The sequence below is a fragment of the Pontibacterium granulatum genome, from assembly GCF_029961155.1.
In the GTDB taxonomy this organism is placed as follows: domain Bacteria; phylum Pseudomonadota; class Gammaproteobacteria; order Pseudomonadales; family Balneatricaceae; genus Pontibacterium; species Pontibacterium granulatum.
In genome coordinates, this window is record NZ_JASBRH010000028.1 from 23,374 (window position 1) to 39,837 (window position 16,464).

The 16,464-nt window shown below is 53.8% G+C and carries 15 protein-coding genes; 8 read left to right on the forward strand and 7 right to left on the reverse strand.

Annotated elements, in window-relative coordinates; all coding sequences use genetic code 11:
• Positions 1-71 precede the first annotated feature (71 nt).
• Positions 72-1,565, reverse strand: coding sequence for a CoA-acylating methylmalonate-semialdehyde dehydrogenase (locus QKW35_RS18515; RefSeq protein WP_282355532.1), 1,494 nt, complete (start codon positions 1,563-1,565; stop codon positions 72-74).
• A 163-nt stretch (positions 1,566-1,728) separates the two neighbouring features.
• On the opposite strand from QKW35_RS18515, the gene QKW35_RS18520 reads away from it, so the two are divergent.
• Positions 1,729-2,643, forward strand: coding sequence for an AraC family transcriptional regulator (locus tag QKW35_RS18520; RefSeq protein ID WP_282355534.1), 915 nt, complete (start codon positions 1,729-1,731; stop codon positions 2,641-2,643).
• Between the two features lie 240 nt (positions 2,644-2,883).
• Here QKW35_RS18520 and QKW35_RS18525 read toward each other — a convergent pair whose 3' ends face one another.
• The 6 genes from QKW35_RS18525 to QKW35_RS18550 form a co-directional block, all read right to left on the reverse strand.
• Complete coding sequence (locus tag QKW35_RS18525; protein WP_282355536.1) at positions 2,884-4,065, reverse strand: thiolase family protein; 1,182 nt, start codon at positions 4,063-4,065, stop codon at positions 2,884-2,886.
• Between the two features lie 94 nt (positions 4,066-4,159).
• Positions 4,160-5,089, reverse strand: a complete 930-nt coding sequence (locus tag QKW35_RS18530) for a branched-chain amino acid ABC transporter permease (protein WP_282355538.1) — start codon at positions 5,087-5,089, stop codon at positions 4,160-4,162.
• 13 nt (positions 5,090-5,102) lie between these two features.
• Positions 5,103-5,990 carry a branched-chain amino acid ABC transporter permease gene (locus QKW35_RS18535; protein WP_282355540.1) on the reverse strand — a complete coding sequence of 296 codons (888 nt, stop codon included), beginning with the start codon at positions 5,988-5,990 and terminating at the stop codon, positions 5,103-5,105.
• 129 nt (positions 5,991-6,119) lie between these two features.
• On the reverse strand, positions 6,120-7,325 hold the full coding sequence (locus QKW35_RS18540) for an ABC transporter substrate-binding protein (RefSeq protein ID WP_282355543.1): 1,206 nt from the start codon (positions 7,323-7,325) through the stop codon (positions 6,120-6,122).
• A 113-nt stretch (positions 7,326-7,438) separates the two neighbouring features.
• A complete protein-coding gene (locus QKW35_RS18545) occupies positions 7,439-8,152 on the reverse strand; it encodes an ABC transporter ATP-binding protein (RefSeq protein WP_282355547.1) in 714 nt (237 codons plus the stop codon).
• On the reverse strand, positions 8,149-8,967 hold the full coding sequence (locus QKW35_RS18550; RefSeq protein ID WP_282355550.1) for an ABC transporter ATP-binding protein: 819 nt from the start codon (positions 8,965-8,967) through the stop codon (positions 8,149-8,151). The genes QKW35_RS18545 and QKW35_RS18550 overlap by 4 nt, the downstream gene beginning before the upstream one ends.
• 294 nt (positions 8,968-9,261) lie before the next feature.
• Between QKW35_RS18550 and QKW35_RS18555 the strand changes: the two genes are divergently transcribed.
• The 7 genes from QKW35_RS18555 to QKW35_RS18585 all read left to right on the forward strand — a co-directional run bounded on the left by QKW35_RS18555 (position 9,262) and on the right by QKW35_RS18585 (position 16,459).
• Complete coding sequence (locus tag QKW35_RS18555; protein WP_282355551.1) at positions 9,262-9,666, forward strand: MerR family transcriptional regulator; 405 nt, start codon at positions 9,262-9,264, stop codon at positions 9,664-9,666.
• A 49-nt stretch (positions 9,667-9,715) separates the two neighbouring features.
• Entirely contained in the window at positions 9,716-10,882 is a 1,167-nt protein-coding gene (locus QKW35_RS18560) for an isovaleryl-CoA dehydrogenase (protein ID WP_282355552.1), read from the forward strand.
• A gap of 122 nt (positions 10,883-11,004) precedes the next feature.
• Positions 11,005-12,612: a carboxyl transferase domain-containing protein gene (locus tag QKW35_RS18565; RefSeq protein ID WP_282355553.1), complete on the forward strand. Its 1,608-nt coding sequence runs from the start codon at positions 11,005-11,007 to the stop codon at positions 12,610-12,612.
• Positions 12,613-12,622: 10 nt separating this feature from the next.
• A complete protein-coding gene (locus QKW35_RS18570; RefSeq protein WP_282355554.1) occupies positions 12,623-13,417 on the forward strand; it encodes an enoyl-CoA hydratase/isomerase family protein in 795 nt (264 codons plus the stop codon).
• A gap of 6 nt (positions 13,418-13,423) precedes the next feature.
• The gene (locus QKW35_RS18575) at positions 13,424-13,552 is read left to right on the forward strand and encodes a hypothetical protein (RefSeq protein ID WP_282355557.1); all 129 of its coding nucleotides are present in this window, start codon (positions 13,424-13,426) and stop codon (positions 13,550-13,552) included.
• Positions 13,545-15,539, forward strand: coding sequence for an acetyl/propionyl/methylcrotonyl-CoA carboxylase subunit alpha (locus QKW35_RS18580; protein WP_282355559.1), 1,995 nt, complete (start codon positions 13,545-13,547; stop codon positions 15,537-15,539). The genes QKW35_RS18575 and QKW35_RS18580 overlap by 8 nt, the downstream gene beginning before the upstream one ends.
• Complete coding sequence (locus QKW35_RS18585) at positions 15,539-16,459, forward strand: hydroxymethylglutaryl-CoA lyase (RefSeq protein WP_282355562.1); 921 nt, start codon at positions 15,539-15,541, stop codon at positions 16,457-16,459. Before QKW35_RS18580 ends, QKW35_RS18585 begins: the two co-directional genes overlap by 1 nt.
• The last annotated feature ends 5 nt before the right edge of the window (positions 16,460-16,464 follow it).

A 16,464-nucleotide genomic window follows, 5' to 3' on the forward strand; every position in this document is an offset into this window, starting at 1 on the left:
TGAAAGGGAGTCGCGACATGTTAGCTATGTCGCGCTCCCTTTTTCATTCTTGTTATATTGTCTGGTACGAATTACTTCAGATTGATAGTGGTGTTCACACCGGTGTCGATATCATCTTCGAACCAACGTGCAGTTACAGTCTTGGTCTCGGTGTAGAAGCGAACAGCCTGTTTACCGTAAGCGTGCTGGTCACCGTAGAAAGACTTACGCCAGCCGGTGAAGGAGAACATTGGCAGAGGCACAGGTACTGGTACGTTGATACCCACCTGACCAACCTTGATCTCGTGCTGGTACTTACGCGCTGCGGCACCGGAAGAGGTGAACATAGACGTGCCGTTACCGTATGGGTTTTCGTTGATCAGCTCGATCGCTTCTTCCAGCGTGTCTACTTCCAGCGCGATCAGAACAGGACCAAAGATCTCTTCCTGGTAGATGGACATGTCACGTGTTACACCGCGGAACATGGTTGGGCCAACCCAGTTACCGTCCGGGTAACCTTCAACTACAACATCTGAACCATCAAGGATACATTCTGCACCGGCATCTTTACCCTGTTGAATGAAGTCCAGCACACGTTCACGGGCCTGAGGATTGATCTGAGGACCGTAACCCGCTTCTGGATCATCCCACGCGCCTGGGCGAACTTTTGCCAGGGCATCGCGCACTTCAGGGATCCACTCGCGTGCTTCACCCACAAAGACTGCAACGGAGATCGCCATGCAGCGCTGGCCTGCTGCACCTACAGATGCACCTGCAATGCTGTTAACAACCTGGTTTTTAGATGCATCCGGCATTACAACCATGTGGTTCTTCGCACCAGCAAACGCCTGTACGCGTTTCATGTGGTCGGTACCGGTGCGGTAGATGTGCTCACCTACAGCTACGGAACCTACGAAGGAAATAGCTGGAGTGTCTTTGTGAGTCAGCAGCTGGTTTACAACATCTTTGGTACCGTGAACGATCTGCAGCAGACCGTCTGGCGCGCCCGCTTCTTTGAACAGCTCTGCAAGACGCATCGGCGTCAGTGGATCCTGCTCGGATGGTTTCAGTACGAACGTGTTACCGCACGCGATCGCCATTGGGAACATCCACAGTGGGATCATCGCCGGGAAGTTGAAAGGAGTGATACCGACACACACACCCAGAGGCTGAGTGATGCTGTAGCAGTCGATCTTACGGGCGACGTTTTCTACGGTTTCACCCATGGACAGAGATGCAATGTTGCACGCGTGTTCTACCACTTCGATACCACGCCACACGTCACCTTTCGCATCTTCGAAAGTCTTACCGGTTTCCTGCGCCAGCAGGGTCGCAATTTCGTCGTGGTTTTCTTTCAGCAGCGCCTGGTAGCGCAGCATCAGACGTGCACGCTCACCAACCGGGGTTTCTTTCCAGGTTTCGAAAGCAGTCTTAGCTGCTTCTACTGCGCGCTCTACTTCCGCTTCAGTTGCACATGGAACCTGTGCCAGTACTTCCTGAGTCGCCGGGTTGGTTACCGGAATCAGGTTCTGGGATTCACTCTGAACTAATTCGCCGTTGATCAGGAGAGGGACTTGCTGAGTCATCGCTTTGATACCTAGTTAGTTTTTGTTATTCGTCTTTTGTTCTTTGTTACGTGATGGTTAAGTTGTATCACGCAGTTCTGAACTTCAGGATTGATAATCTTGTCTTATTGATGGACTATATTGCGATTCATTAGGTAATTTCCCTTATACATAGGTCGCATCCATGAGTACCCCATCAAGCTGGCCACTGCCACCGGAAAGCATCCGCTTTGTTATTCCGCACCGCGTCATTTCTGAACTGGCCAACCATCCGCTCAGTAGCGGCCTATACCCGCTCGGCATAGGCTATTACCGCCAAGCGTCAGGGCATCACATGGAGCGTGACAGTCACGATGACAATCTGCTGATCTATTGCCTTGATGGAGAAGGAGAATTGGAGATTGAGGGGCAAAAGCACCGAGTCAGACCCGGTGACATATTGTTAATTCCCAGAGGTATTCAACATGCCTACAAAGCACGTCCTAGCAATCCCTGGACGATCTACTGGACCCACTTTCACGGCCATCACGCGGCAGATTTCATCCAGCATATTGCAGTGCGAAAAAGCGGTCAAAACCAACTGATCATCCCGATCGGCATCCACTCACGACTGGCAAGTGACTTTGAGGCACTGCTGGAAGCACGGGAATCTACTTACAACATTAATGCATATATCTGCGCTGCAAACCAACTACGCCAGATCCTCTCCCACATCGCCCTCCTGCAGCCGCTGGCACGCCACAAACAGTCAGGGGACGGGCTAGATATCGAGCGCGTTCACAGCTTGATGCAGGCTAGGATTCATGAACAACTGGACCTGGATACCCTGGCTGAAACGGTGAACCTGTCCAAGTATCACTTTGTGAAGAAATACAAAGAGATCACCGGCACCACACCGATCAACCACTTTATCCAGCTGAAAATAGAGCGTGCCTGCCACCTGCTGGACACCACCAACAACCATGTGAACGAAATCGCGTTTTCTGTGGGGTATGAAGATGCCTATTACTTTTCACGCATCTTCAAAAAGCTGATGGGAGTATCACCCAGCCAGTACCGCAAGATGCGTACCGGCGCTTATCCGTACAAAGGAAACTGATGTTAAATATTGCTTTGTAGGGCACCCCTTCAGGGTGCCGGTAGCCTGAAGGCTACCCTACAAGGTTACGTTGCTCTGCCAGGTAGGTCCGCTATCCGCACGATACCTAAACGAGAAAGCCGGGTGGCCAACGACACACCCGGCTGGAGAGAAAAGCGGATTCGTAACACCTATCTTGAAAAGGCCACCGCCCCTTCTGATAGCCATCGCCCGTTCCGTGGGACGGTAAATTTTACAGGTTTAGATCATCTCTACTGCAACGGCAGTTGCTTCACCACCACCAATACACAGAGACGCTACGCCTTTCTTCAGGCCCTTCTGCTTCAGTGCATGCAGCAGCGTAACCAGGATACGGGAACCGGAAGAACCGATCGGGTGACCCAGTGCACACGCACCACCACGTACGTTCACTTTGTCGGCGTCCAGGCCCAGCTCGTTGATTGCCAGTATGGATACAACGGCAAACGCTTCGTTGATCTCGTACAGATCTACGTCTTCTTTAGTCCAGCCTGCTTTATCCAACGACTTCTGGATTGCGCCGATCGGAGCTATGGTGAACTCTGCTGGCAGCTGCGCATGAGTGGAGTGTGACACGATACGCGCCAGCGGCTGCAAACCACGCGCCTTCGCTTCAGACTCTTTCATCAGGATCAGTGCAGAGCCACCATCGGAGATAGAGCTGGAGTTAGCCGCAGTAACAGTACCGTCCTTCTTGAACGCAGGGCGCAGGCTGCGGATCTTGTCGATACGCGCGTTGCCTGGCTGTTCGTCGGTATCAACAACCACCTCACCTTTACGGGTCTTGATAGTTACCGGTGCGATCTCTTCTTTGAACTCACCGTTTTCAATTGCCGCCAGTGCTTTGTTCAGGGAACCGATCGCGAAGTCATCCATCGCTTCACGGGTTACGTTGTAGTCATCCGCACTCTTCTGCGCGAAGGTTCCCATCAGACCACCTTCATACGCATCTTCCAGACCGTCCAGGAACATGTGATCCATTACCTGACCGTGCCCCATGCGCATACCCTGACGCGCTTTTGGCAGAATGTAAGGTGCCTGGCTCATGCTTTCCATACCACCAGCAACCATGACATTCGCGGAACCGGCCAGGATCTGATCGTGTGCCAGCATCACAGCTTTCATACCGGAACCACACATCTTGTTGATAGTGGTTGCACCCGCCGCATCAGGAATACCAGCAGCACGGGAAGCCTGACGCGCAGGAGCCTGACCAAGACCGGCAGGCAGTACGCAGCCCATCACAACCTCATCAATATCATCCGCTTTCAGACCAGCACGCTCAATCGCAGCTTTGATGGACGTTGCACACAGGTCCGGTGCACGCACATCGCTCAGCGACCCCATCATGCCGCCCATTGGAGTACGTGCTGCACTTACAATTACTACTGCATCCTGACTCATATTTTTCACCTTAAACTCAAACAATCTTTACGTTTACGTAAACCTATAGACACAAAAAAAGGGCGCACTACTGCACCCTCTTTGATTCCGGCTGTTAGTTACCGAAGTTACGCTTAATCACTTTCTGGATCTCACCGACAATACCGTTACGGAATGCCAGTACGCAGACTACGAAGATCAGACCCATGATGATGTGGATATAGTTACCCAACTCACCACCGGACAGGTAGTTCTGGATAGTGACGACAGACGCCGCACCCACGATCGGACCAAAGATGGTGCCCATACCACCCAGCAGGGTCATCAGTACCACCTCACCAGACATGTGCCAGTGCGCATCAGTCAGGGACGCCAGCTGGAAGACCAGTGTCTTGGTAGACCCCGCCAGACCTGCCAGCGCTGCAGAGATCACAAACGCTACCCACTTGTAGTCGTTAACGTTGTAACCCAGAGATACCGCACGTGGTTCGTTTTCACGGATCGCCTTCAGGATCTGACCAAATGGAGAGTGAACGGTACGGTTCACCAGCCAGAAGCCAAACAGGAAGATCGCGAATACGAAATAGTACATGGTCATGTTGTCGCTCAGATCGATAAAGCCGAACAGCTCACCACGCGGCACACCCTGCATACCATCCTCACCACCGGTGAACGGAGCCTGCAGGTACATAAAGAAGATCAACTGCGCCAGCGCCAGGGTAACCATCGCGAAGTAAATACCCTCGCGTTTTACCGCCAGCTTGCCGTAGATAGCGCCCAACACCCCCGCGGCCACAGTACCACACAGAATTCCCAGCTCAGGCGTCAGGCCAACATGGAGCATCATGTAACCCGTGATGTAGCCCCCTGTACCCAGGAATGCAGCGTGACCGAAGGACAGCAGGCCTACGAAGCCCAAGAGCAGGTTAAAGGCACAGGCAAACAGTGCGAAACACAGCACTTTCATCAGGAAGACCGGGTACAGGATAAATGGAGCCACCAGACCCAGACCGATCAGCGCAACTGCAGTTTTATTAATTTGCATCTCGGAGTCCCCCTTATGCTTCTTTACCAAACAGACCGGCTGGCTTGGTCAGCAGCACGATCACCATCACCGCGAAGATCACAGTGGTGGAGGCTTCCGGATAGAAATACTTCGTCAGACCTTCAACAATACCCATGCCGAGACCTGTCAGAATCGCACCACCAATCGAGCCCATGCCACCGATTACCACGATCGCGAATACCACGATCAGCATGTTGGAGCCCATATCAGGAGATACGGAGTACACAGGTGCAGCCATTACACCTGCAAAGCCAGCCAGACCAACACCAAAACCAAAGGTCAGGGTTACGATCAGCGGCACATTGATACCAAATGCCTGCATCAGCTGCGGGTTCTCAGTACCTGCACGCAGGTAAGCCCCCAGCTTGGTTTTCTCGATCATGTACCAGGTCGCCACACACACCACCAGCGATGAAATGATGATCCATGCCCGGTAGTTCGGCAGGTACATGAACGGCAGACGGTTACCGCCTTTCAATTCGTCAGGGATCGCGTAAGACATACCGGAAGAACCGAACATGTGGGTAAACGCACCCTGCAAAATCAGCGCAAGACCGAAGGTAAGGAGCAAGCTATAGAGGTGATCTTCGTTGGCGATAGGACGAAGCAGGTAACGCTCCATCAAAACACCGATACAACCTACTGCCAGCGGTACAATTATCAAAGCCGCCCAGTAGTTGATACCCATGTAGTTCAGGGCCATCCAAGCAAAGAATGCACCCAGCATGTACATTGCGCCCTGCGCAAAGTTGATAATTTTTAACAAACCAAAAATGATCGCGAGACCCAGACTGAGCAACGCATAAAAGGAGCCGTTGATCAGGCCCACAAGCAGCTGGCCGAACAGGCCAAACAGGTTAATACCGAGAAATGTCGCCATAACTCTCCACCCCAAGCCGGATTAGAGGTGCACTTAATTGTGCAACCAGACCGGAAATTACCGTCCGTTCGAGGATAAAGGGGCTGCCGGACGGCAGCCCCGACCTCTTACCGGATCAACTTATTGTTGTTATTTAAAGTCACACTGAGACAGCATTGGGCCGAAGGCCTGCTCGCCAGGGATGACCTGTTCGATAGCAAAGATATCGTCTTCGTTCTTACGCTCGTCCGCTTTCTTGATACGTACCTGGTACATATCGTGAACCATGCGGCCGTCGTTACGCAGGTATGCATTACGCGCGAAGAAGTCGTTTGGCTTGTTCTTCTTCATTACCTTCATAACGGTATCAGCGTCGTCAGTACCCGCTTCCTTGATCGCGTTCAGGTAGTGCATAGTCATAGAGTACGCACCCGCCTGACCCATTGCAGGGATAGAACCGTGACGTTCTTTGAAGCGCTTGGACCACGCACGGGTTTCATCATCCATATCCCAGTAGAAACCGGTAGTCAGTTTCATACCGCCAGCGATGTTTGGATCCAGTGCCTTCGCGTTGTGGGTGAATACCAGCAGACCTGCTACATCAACCATCTCGGTCAGACCGAATTCAGCAGATGTCTTCAGGGAGTTAACGAAGTCAGCACCCGCGTTCGCCAGGGCCACTACATCTGCACCGGAAGACTGAGCCTGCAGCACGTAGGAGGAGAAGTCAGTCGTACCCAGCGGCGCACGAACGGCACCCACAACTTCACCACCGTTGTTTTTGATTACGCCAGAAGCCACTTTTTCCAGAGCGTGACCGAACGCGTAGTCAGCAGTGATGAAGAACCATTTTTTCTTACCCGCATCTACCATTGGCTTAACGGTACCGTTCGCCAGTGCAACTACGTTGTAAGTCCAGTGAGCGTTGTACGGAGAGCATGCTTTAGTGGTGAAAGCGTGGGAAGCAGACGTGGAGATCAGTGCGATCTTCTTGTTGTCGGTCAGTACTTTAGTTACCGCACCCGTTACAGAAGATGCTACCAGACCAGTTACGGCGTCAACGCCCTGGCTTTCTACCCACTCACGTGCTTTCGCAGAGCCGATATCCGGCTTGTTCTGGTCATCGGCACTAACAACTTCGATTGGCTTGCCCAATACTGTGCCGCCGAAGTCCTCAACTGCCATTTCCACTGCCGTTACACAACCTTTACCACAGATATCAGCGTAAACACCGCCCATATCTGCCAGTACGCCGATTTTTACCTTGTCATCAGAGATGCCGGCGGCCTGAGCACCGGAAACAGCAAAAACAGACGCTACAGCTGCGGACAGCAGGGATTTCTTCAATGATTTCATCGTTATTCTCCTGGTAGAGCTTTTTATTGTTATTCACTTTTTTTAGGAGCTTTCGGTACTACCCGTGACTTCTAAACGGGCAAATCCCGCAGACTCCCGGAAAATTACCGGATTTAAACACCCAGATAGGTATTGAGCATTTCAGCTTTAGCTTCCAGCTCGTTTGCGTGCACTTCTTCTACAATGTGGCCGTGTTCCATTACGTAGTGACGATCTGCAATTGGTGCCGCAAAACGGAAGTTCTGCTCTACCAATAGAATTGTAAGACCACGTTCTTTCAGCATGACCAACACTTCACCGAGCTTCTTAACGATTACCGGAGCCAAACCCTCTGTAATCTCATCAAGCAGCAGGATATTTGCACCAGAGCGCAGGATACGGGCCAATGCCAGCATCTGCTGCTCCCCCCCAGACAAGCGCGTACCCTGACTCATGCGGCGCTCGTAGAGGTTAGGAAACAGTTCGTAGATCTCTTCAACACTCATGCCGTCACTGCGAACCGCCGGTGGCAACATCAGGTTTTCTTCTACGTTCAGACTGGAGAAGATACCGCGCTCTTCCGGGCAGAAGCCCAGACCCAAGTGCGCGATCTTGTGGGCGGACATATCAATGGTTTCACGCCCGTTGATGTTGATACTGCCTGTACGACGTCCCACCATGTTCATGATGGAGCGAAGGGTTGTCGAACGGCCTGCACCGTTACGACCCAGCAGAGTCACCAACTCACCCTGCATTACTGTCATATCAATACCGTGCAGGATGTGCGACTCGCCGTAAAAGGCGTGCAGATCACTGATACGGATTTTTTCATCACCTACCGCACTCATACTGTCACCTCCTCTTTAGCTGCCTGCTGTGCCTTATCAGCTTCAGTACCCGGTACAACTTCATCTTCAGATACACCCAGGTACGCTTCACGCACACGAGGATCAGCAGATACTGTTTCGTAGTCGCCTTCGGTCAGGATGGCACCACGCTGCAGCACGGTAATGTTGTCAGCCAGCTTAGAAACAACGTGCAGGTTGTGTTCAACCATCAGGATGGTGCGATCAGCAGATACACGCTTGATCAGGTCGGAAACCACATCAACGTCTTCATGCCCCATACCCTGTGTTGGCTCATCGAGCAGCATCAGTTCAGGATCAAGCGCCAGCGTTGTGGCAATTTCCAGTGCACGTTTACGACCATAAGAGAGGTCGACGGTGGTGGTGTTAGCAAAGTCCTGCAGGCCTACCGACTCAAGCAGCTCGATAGCGCGCGCATTCAGCTTGTTAAGGACCCTGTCAGACTTCCAAAAGTGGAAGCTGTTGCCCTCTTTTCGCTGCAGCGCGATGCGGACGTTCTCCAGAACAGTCAGGTGTGGAAAGACTGCGGAGATCTGGAAAGAACGAATAACACCCTTACGTGCAATCTCTGCAGAGTGCATCTGGGTGATATCTTCCCCGTTATAAAGAATCTGACCACGCGTAGGGATCAAAAACTTAGTTAGAAGGTTAAAAACGGTGGTCTTACCGGCACCATTCGGGCCAATAAGCGCGTGAATCGTTCCACGCTCAACGTTTAAATTTACATTATCTACTGCGGTGAAACCTTTGAACTCTTTTACAAGATCAGTGGTTTGCAGCACGTAATCGACACTCATGCGGAACCCAAGCCTCGCCGTTTTTATTGTTATTTTTCCAGTTTTACTACCCTGGGAGATGCTTACCTTGACGTAAGCGGTGAACCCAAATTAGCAATTTCCCCTACGGGAAGCCAAGTACTACTTTAGTCTAAGATTATCGGTTTTTTTGCCCTATATCGAGTAAAAACCCATATAAATCAGCCATCTAAACAGCAAATACCCCTTTGTGATAATATATGTGAATACCCTTATACAGCTTTACGTTTACGTAAACTTCCTTTACGCTAATCTCAAACGTGGTAGTACAAAGACATGAACGACAAGAAGACCTATTCCATCAGTGAACTGGCAAGCGAGTTTGACGTAACAACCCGCAGCATCCGGTTCTATGAAGACCAGCAACTTCTGGCGCCGGCACGTCGCGGTCAGACCCGCGTCTACAGCAGCCAGGACCGTGTGCGCCTGAAGTTGATCCTGCGCGGCAAACGACTGGGCTTCTCTCTGGCGGAAACACGCGAACTGTTCGAACTTTGGGACGAGACCACAACCGGCAGCGAAAAGCAGTTAAACCTGCTGCTGGTAAAGATTGCTGAAAAGCGAGCAGAACTGGAGCAGCAGCTGAAGGACATTGCCATGGTTCAACTTGAACTGGACAGTGCCGAAGCCCGCTGCCGTGAAACACTTAACGAAATACAACAAAAACAACAGACCGAATAACACCCCTCTATATAAGGGAGCGGTAGATCGGCGAGCAATGGGTGAAATTATGATCTCACAATACTCTGGACTGAACTTTGGACTTGGCGAAACCATTGATATGTTGCGTGAGCAGATCAACAGCTTCGCAGCAAAGGAAATCGCACCGCGCGCGGAAGAGATTGACCAGCAGAACGAATTCCCTAACGACCTGTGGCGTAAATTCGGCGATATGGGCCTGCTCGGCATTACCGTTAAAGAAGAGTACGGTGGCGTGGACATGGGCTACCTGGCTCACGTTATTGCGATGGAAGAGATTAGCCGCGCATCCGCCTCTGTAGGTCTGTCTTACGGCGCACACTCCAACCTGTGTGTAAACCAGATCCACCGCAACGGTAACGAAGAACAGAAACAGAAGTACCTGCCAAAACTGATCAGCGGTGAACACATCGGCGCACTGGCAATGTCCGAGCCAAATGCCGGTTCCGACGTTGTATCCATGAAGCTGCACGCCCGTGACAACGGCGACCACTACCTGCTGAACGGCAACAAGATGTGGATCACCAACGGTCCTGATGCGAATACCTACGTTATCTACGCAAAGACCGATGTAACTGCAGGCCCTAAAGGCATCACTGCATTCATCGTAGAGCGTGACTACCCAGGCTTCTCCCGCCACCAGAAACTGGACAAGCTGGGCATGCGCGGCTCCAACACCTGTGAGCTGGTATTTGAAGACTGCCCAGTACCTAAAGAGAACATTCTGGGTGAACTGAACGGCGGTGTTAAGGTACTGATGTCCGGTCTGGACTACGAGCGACTGGTACTGTCCGGTGGCCCACTGGGCATCATGCAGGCTGCAATGGACATCGTAATCCCATACATCCGTGACCGTAAGCAGTTTGGCCAGGCCATCGGTGAGTTCGAACTGGTACAGGGTAAAGTTGCGGACATGTACTCCATCATGAACGCCTCCAAAGCCTACGTTTACATGGCTGCACAGGCGGCAGTGCGCGGCGAAGCATCCCGCAAAGATGCTGCAGGCTGCATCCTCTACACCGCGGAGATGGCGACCAAGATCGCTCTGGACGCAATCCAGCTGCTGGGCGGTAACGGCTACATCAACGAATTCCCTACCGGCCGTCTGCTGCGCGACGCCAAACTGTACGAGATCGGCGCGGGTACTTCCGAGATCCGTCGTATGCTGATTGGCCGCGAACTGTTCCTGAATAAGTAAGGCAACTGCCCTACCCCGGACCGTAATCGCTTCTTTGTCGCGTCCTTTTATAGGCGCCGTTCAAAGTGAAGCGTTGCGGTCCCGACTCACAACTTTTCAGGAATCTGTAAGAGGAGATCGGTATGGCCGTTCTGCAAAGCAAAATCAATCCACGTGCAGAAGAGTTCCGCAACAACCATGACGCCATGGCTGAAGCGGTTAACGACCTGCGCGACAAAGTATCCACCATCGAACAGGGCGGCGGCCCTAAGTATCAGGAACGCCACCTGTCCCGCGGCAAACTGCTGCCCCGCGAACGTATCAACGCCCTGCTGGACGAAGGTTCTCCATTCATGGAGTTGTCCCAGATGGCAGCCTACAACGTGTATGACGATGTAATCCCGGCAGCGGGCATCATTGCCGGTGTTGGCCGTGTCAGCGGCCAGGAATGTATGATCATCGCCAACGACGCGACGGTTAAAGGCGGTACCTACTACCCGCTGACCGTAAAAAAACACCTGCGTGCGCAGGAGATTGCCGAGCAAAACCACCTGCCATGTATCTATCTGGTGGACTCCGGCGGCGCTAACCTGCCACAGCAGGACGACGTATTCCCGGATCGAGACCACTTCGGTCGCATCTTCTACAACCAGGCACGCATGTCTTCCAAAGGCATCCCACAGATCGCTGTGGTCATGGGTCTTTGTACTGCCGGCGGTGCATACGTGCCTGCAATGGCAGACGAATCCATCATCGTGCGCAACCAGGGCACCATCTTCCTGGCCGGTCCTCCTCTGGTTAAAGCAGCAACCGGTGAAGTGGTTTCCGCTGAAGACCTGGGTGGCGCAGACGTTCACTGTAAAGTGTCCGGTGTAGCCGACCACTACGCAGAGAACGACGCCCACGCACTGCAGATCGCACGCACCTGTGTAGCGAACCTGAACCGCAAGAAAACCCTGGATCTGGATATCCGCGAGCCAAAAGCGCCGCTCTACAGCGCAGACGAGATCTACGGCATCGTCGGTACCGACCTGAAGAAACCGTTCGACGTACGCGAAATCATCGCCCGTATCGTGGACGGTTCTGAATTCGACGAATTCAAGAAGATGTACGGCACCACCCTGGTGACCGGCTTCGCGCACATCCACGGCTACCCTGTGGGTATCGTAGCGAACAACGGCATCCTGTTCGGTGACTCCGCACAGAAAGGTGCACACTTCATCGAGCTGTGCTGTCAGCGCAAGATCCCTCTGCTGTTCCTGCAGAACATCACCGGCTTTATGGTGGGTCAGAAAGCGGAATCCGAAGGTATCGCTAAACACGGTGCCAAGATGGTAACGGCGGTAGCGTGTGCCGACGTGCCTAAGCTGACCGTACTGATCGGCGGCTCCTTCGGTGCCGGAAACTACGGCATGTGCGGCCGTGCGTACAGCCCGAACTTCCTGTGGATGTGGCCAAACGCCCGTATCTCCGTAATGGGTGGTGAACAGGCGGCGGGGGTACTGGCAACCGTTAAACGCGACAACATGGATCGCGTGGGTCAGGAATGGTCCGCTGAGGAAGAAGCTGAGTTCAAGAAGCCGATCGTCGACACCTACGAACATCAGGGTCACCCATACTACGCCAGCGCGCGTCTGTGGGACGACGGCGTAATCGATCCGGCTCAGACCCGCGACGTGATTGGCATGGGTCTGTCTGCTGCACTTAACAAACCGATCGGCGACACCAAGTTCGGTGTATTCCGCATGTAAGGGGGCTGTTATGTCTAATAGCTTTGTATTGCTGGAAAAAGGTTCCGACGGTGTAGCCCAGCTGATCATCAACCGTCCGGAAGTGCACAACGCATTCGACGACGATGTGATTGAGCAACTGATCGCAAATCTCGAAGCCTGCGACGAAGATCCTGAAATCCGCGTCCTGGTATTGCGCTCCAACGGCAAGAACTTCTCTGCCGGTGCCGATCTGGCGTGGATGAAGCGCATGGCGCAGAACAGCCATCAGGAGAACATGGAAGACGCCGGTCGTCTTGCCCGCCTGATGGAAGTACTGAACAGCCTGTCCAAACCAACCATTGGTCTGGTTCAGGGCGCTGCGTACGGTGGTGCTGTTGGTCTGGCTGCATGCTGTGACATTGTGATTGCTGCTGAGTCCAGCCAGTTCTGCCTGAGTGAAGTAAAGATCGGGCTGATCCCTGCAGTGATCAGCCCATACGTGGTCCGCGCTATCGGCGAACGCCAGGCACGCCGCTACTTCGTCACCGCCGAGCTGTTCTCTGCCGCTGAGGCAAAAGAGTTTGGCCTGGTACACGAAGTGGTTGCCGACCCTGCTCTGTTCGACGACGCCTGCGCACGCTTTGTGAAGCAACTGCGTCGTAACAGCCCACAGGCGATGCACGCGGCGAAAGAACTTATCTTCGCGGTGAGCAGCAAGATAATCGATCAGGACGTGATCGACGACACCGCACGCCGTATCGCTGATATCCGTGTCAGCGAAGAGGGTCAGGAAGGTCTGGGATCTTTCCTGCAGAAGCGCAAGCCAAACTGGATTCAGGAGTAAGCGATCATGTTCAACTCAATTTTGATTGCAAACCGGGGTGACCAGTTGGCAAGCCAACTGGCGGCGAAGCCAAATTGCATGCCGACGCGCGCAGCGCGCGCAGGCGATCTCGACGCGGAGAACCGCTATGTTTAATAAGATTCTGATTGCAAACCGCGGCGAAATCGCCTGCCGCGTCATCCAGACGGCACACCGTCTGGGTATTAAGTGTGTCGCTGTCTACTCTGAAGCTGACGCCAATGCTCGCCACGTAGCGATGGCTGACGAAGCCTTCCTGCTGGGCCCTGCACCAAGCACTGAAAGTTACCTGCGTGCCGACAAGATCATCGAGATCTGCAAGCAGTCCGGCGCTCAGGCAGTACACCCGGGTTACGGTTTCCTGTCTGAGAACACCGGGTTCGCCGAAGCGCTGGAAGCGAATGGTATTACCTTTATCGGCCCACCGTCTTCCGCGATTGCATCCATGGGTTCCAAGTCCGCGGCAAAAGAGATTATGTCTCACGCCAACGTACCGCTGGTACCGGGCTACCACGGTGAAGACCAGGACCCAGCCCTGCTGAAACGTGAATCCGAAAAATGTGGTTACCCACAGCTGTTGAAAGCCGTTGCCGGTGGTGGCGGTAAAGGTATGCGTGTGGTCGAGTCTCTGGATGAGTTCGACGCAGCCCTGCAGGCTGCTTGCCGTGAGGCACAGAATGCATTCGGCAACCCGGATATGCTGATCGAGCGCTACCTGACTCAGCCACGCCATGTGGAGATCCAGGTATTCTGCGACAAGCACGGTAATGGTATCTACCTGGCCGAACGTGACTGCTCCGTACAGCGCCGTCACCAGAAAGTGATCGAGGAAGCCCCTGCGCCGGGTCTGTCTGATGAAACCCGCAAAGCGATGGGTGAAGCCGCGGTCCGTGCAGCACAGGCGATCGACTACGTAGGCGCGGGTACCGTTGAGTTCCTGTACGACGTGGACGGTTCCTTCTACTTCATGGAGATGAACACCCGTCTGCAGGTAGAACACCCAGTCACCGAGATGATCACCGGCCAGGATCTGGTGGAATGGCAGCTGCGCATCGCAGCCGGTGCCGAGCTGCCGATCACTCAGGACCAACTGACCATCCGTGGCCACGCACTGGAAGCACGTATCTACGCAGAAGATCCGGACAACGACTTCCTGCCTGCAACCGGGAGCCTGAAATACCTGCGCACACCGGCTGAAAACGCCCATGTACGTGTGGATACCGGCGTCATCGAAGGCGACGAAGTATCCGTGTACTACGACCCAATGATCGCCAAGCTGATCGTATGGGATGAAAACCGCGAAGCAGCGATCAACCGCATGGTTAGCGCACTGGAGGATTACCGAATCGCGGGTCTGAAGACCAACACCCGCTTCCTGCGTAACCTGGCCGATGCGGGCCCGTTCCGTAAGGAAGAGCTGGATACCGGCTTTATCGAGAAACACCGTGAACTGCTGTTCCCGGATGCGCGTCTGGACAACCAGTTCTGCCTGGTGATGTCTGCTGCTTACTTCCTGGAAACCGCAAAAGCGGGCCACACCATCAAAGGCGATCAGCACTCTCCATTCTCCGGCCAGAACGGCTGGCGTCTGAACTCTGAGTACGCCCGTCCGATGAAACTGGCACAGGGTGAAGATCTGCACGAGCTGAGCATTCTGGAGAAACAGGGTGAGTACGAAGTCACCGTTGACGACGCGTCCTACCGTGTCTCTGCCGAGCTGAACGGCGATGCGCTGAACGTAATCATCAACGGCCACCGCCTGACCGTGCACTGCTTCCAGGATGGTGACAACCTGACCATCTTCCACGAAGGTGAACAGTTCCAGTGCCGTCAGCACCGTGACACCTTCACCGAAACTGAACAGTCTGGTGATGCGTCTCTGGCGGCGCCGATGAACGGCGCGATGGTTGCGGTTCTGGTCGATAAAGGTCAGGAAGTGAAAGCCGGTGACACGCTGGTGATCATGGAAGCGATGAAGATGGAACACAGCATCTCCGCACCGTACGACGGTGTTGTAGCTGAGGTGTTCTTCGCCGAAGGCGATCTGGTAAACGAAGGTGCCGAATTGGTGGCACTGGATGCAAAGGATGAGGAGGCAGCGTAATGGGCATGCCTACCTCTCTGCCTTCATCCGCCCGCATCGTTGAGGTCGGCCCACGGGACGGCCTCCAGAACGAACCGGGTGACATCATTGCGACCGACGTGAAGGTTGAGCTGATCAACCGTCTGACCGACGCTGGACTCAGCTATGTTGAGTCCGCCAGCTTCGTTTCCCCGAAGTGGGTGCCACAGATGGGCGATGCAGCTGCGGTAATGGCGGGTATCAATCGCAAACCGGGCGTAACCTACGCCGCGCTTACGCCAAACATGCGCGGACTCGAAGGTGCGATTGAGTCCAAAGCAGACGAGGTTGCGGTGTTCACCGCTTCCTCCGAAGCCTTCACTCAGAAGAACATCAACTGCTCCATCAAGGATAGCCTGGAACGTTTTGTACCGGTGATCGAAACCGCCCAACAGCACGGTATTCGTGTACGTGGTTACGTCTCCACGGTGCTGGGTTGTCCGTACGATGGCGACATCGCACCGGAGCAGGTTGCTGCGGTCTGCCGCGACATGCTGGATATGGGCTGCTACGAGATCTCCCTGGGCGACACCATCGGTGTTGGCACCCCGCTGAAAGCGAAGAAGATGCTGGAAGCGGTGAACAAAGAGATCCCGATGGACAAACTGGCGGCACACTTCCACGACACCTACGGGCAGGCACTGGCCAACCTGTATGCGGTGGTTGAAGAGGGTCTGGCTGTAATCGACACCTCCGTCGCAGGCCTGGGCGGCTGCCCTTACGCCAAAGGCGCGTCCGGCAACGTTGCGACCGAAGATGTGGTTTACATGCTGAACGGCCTGGGTATCGAAACCGGTATCGATCTGGACAAGCTGGTAGAAACCAGCCACTGGATCACCGGACAGCTGGGGCGCGGCAACGGATCTAAAGTCGCACTTGCTTTAGGCCGCAAAGATAAGTAAAAACC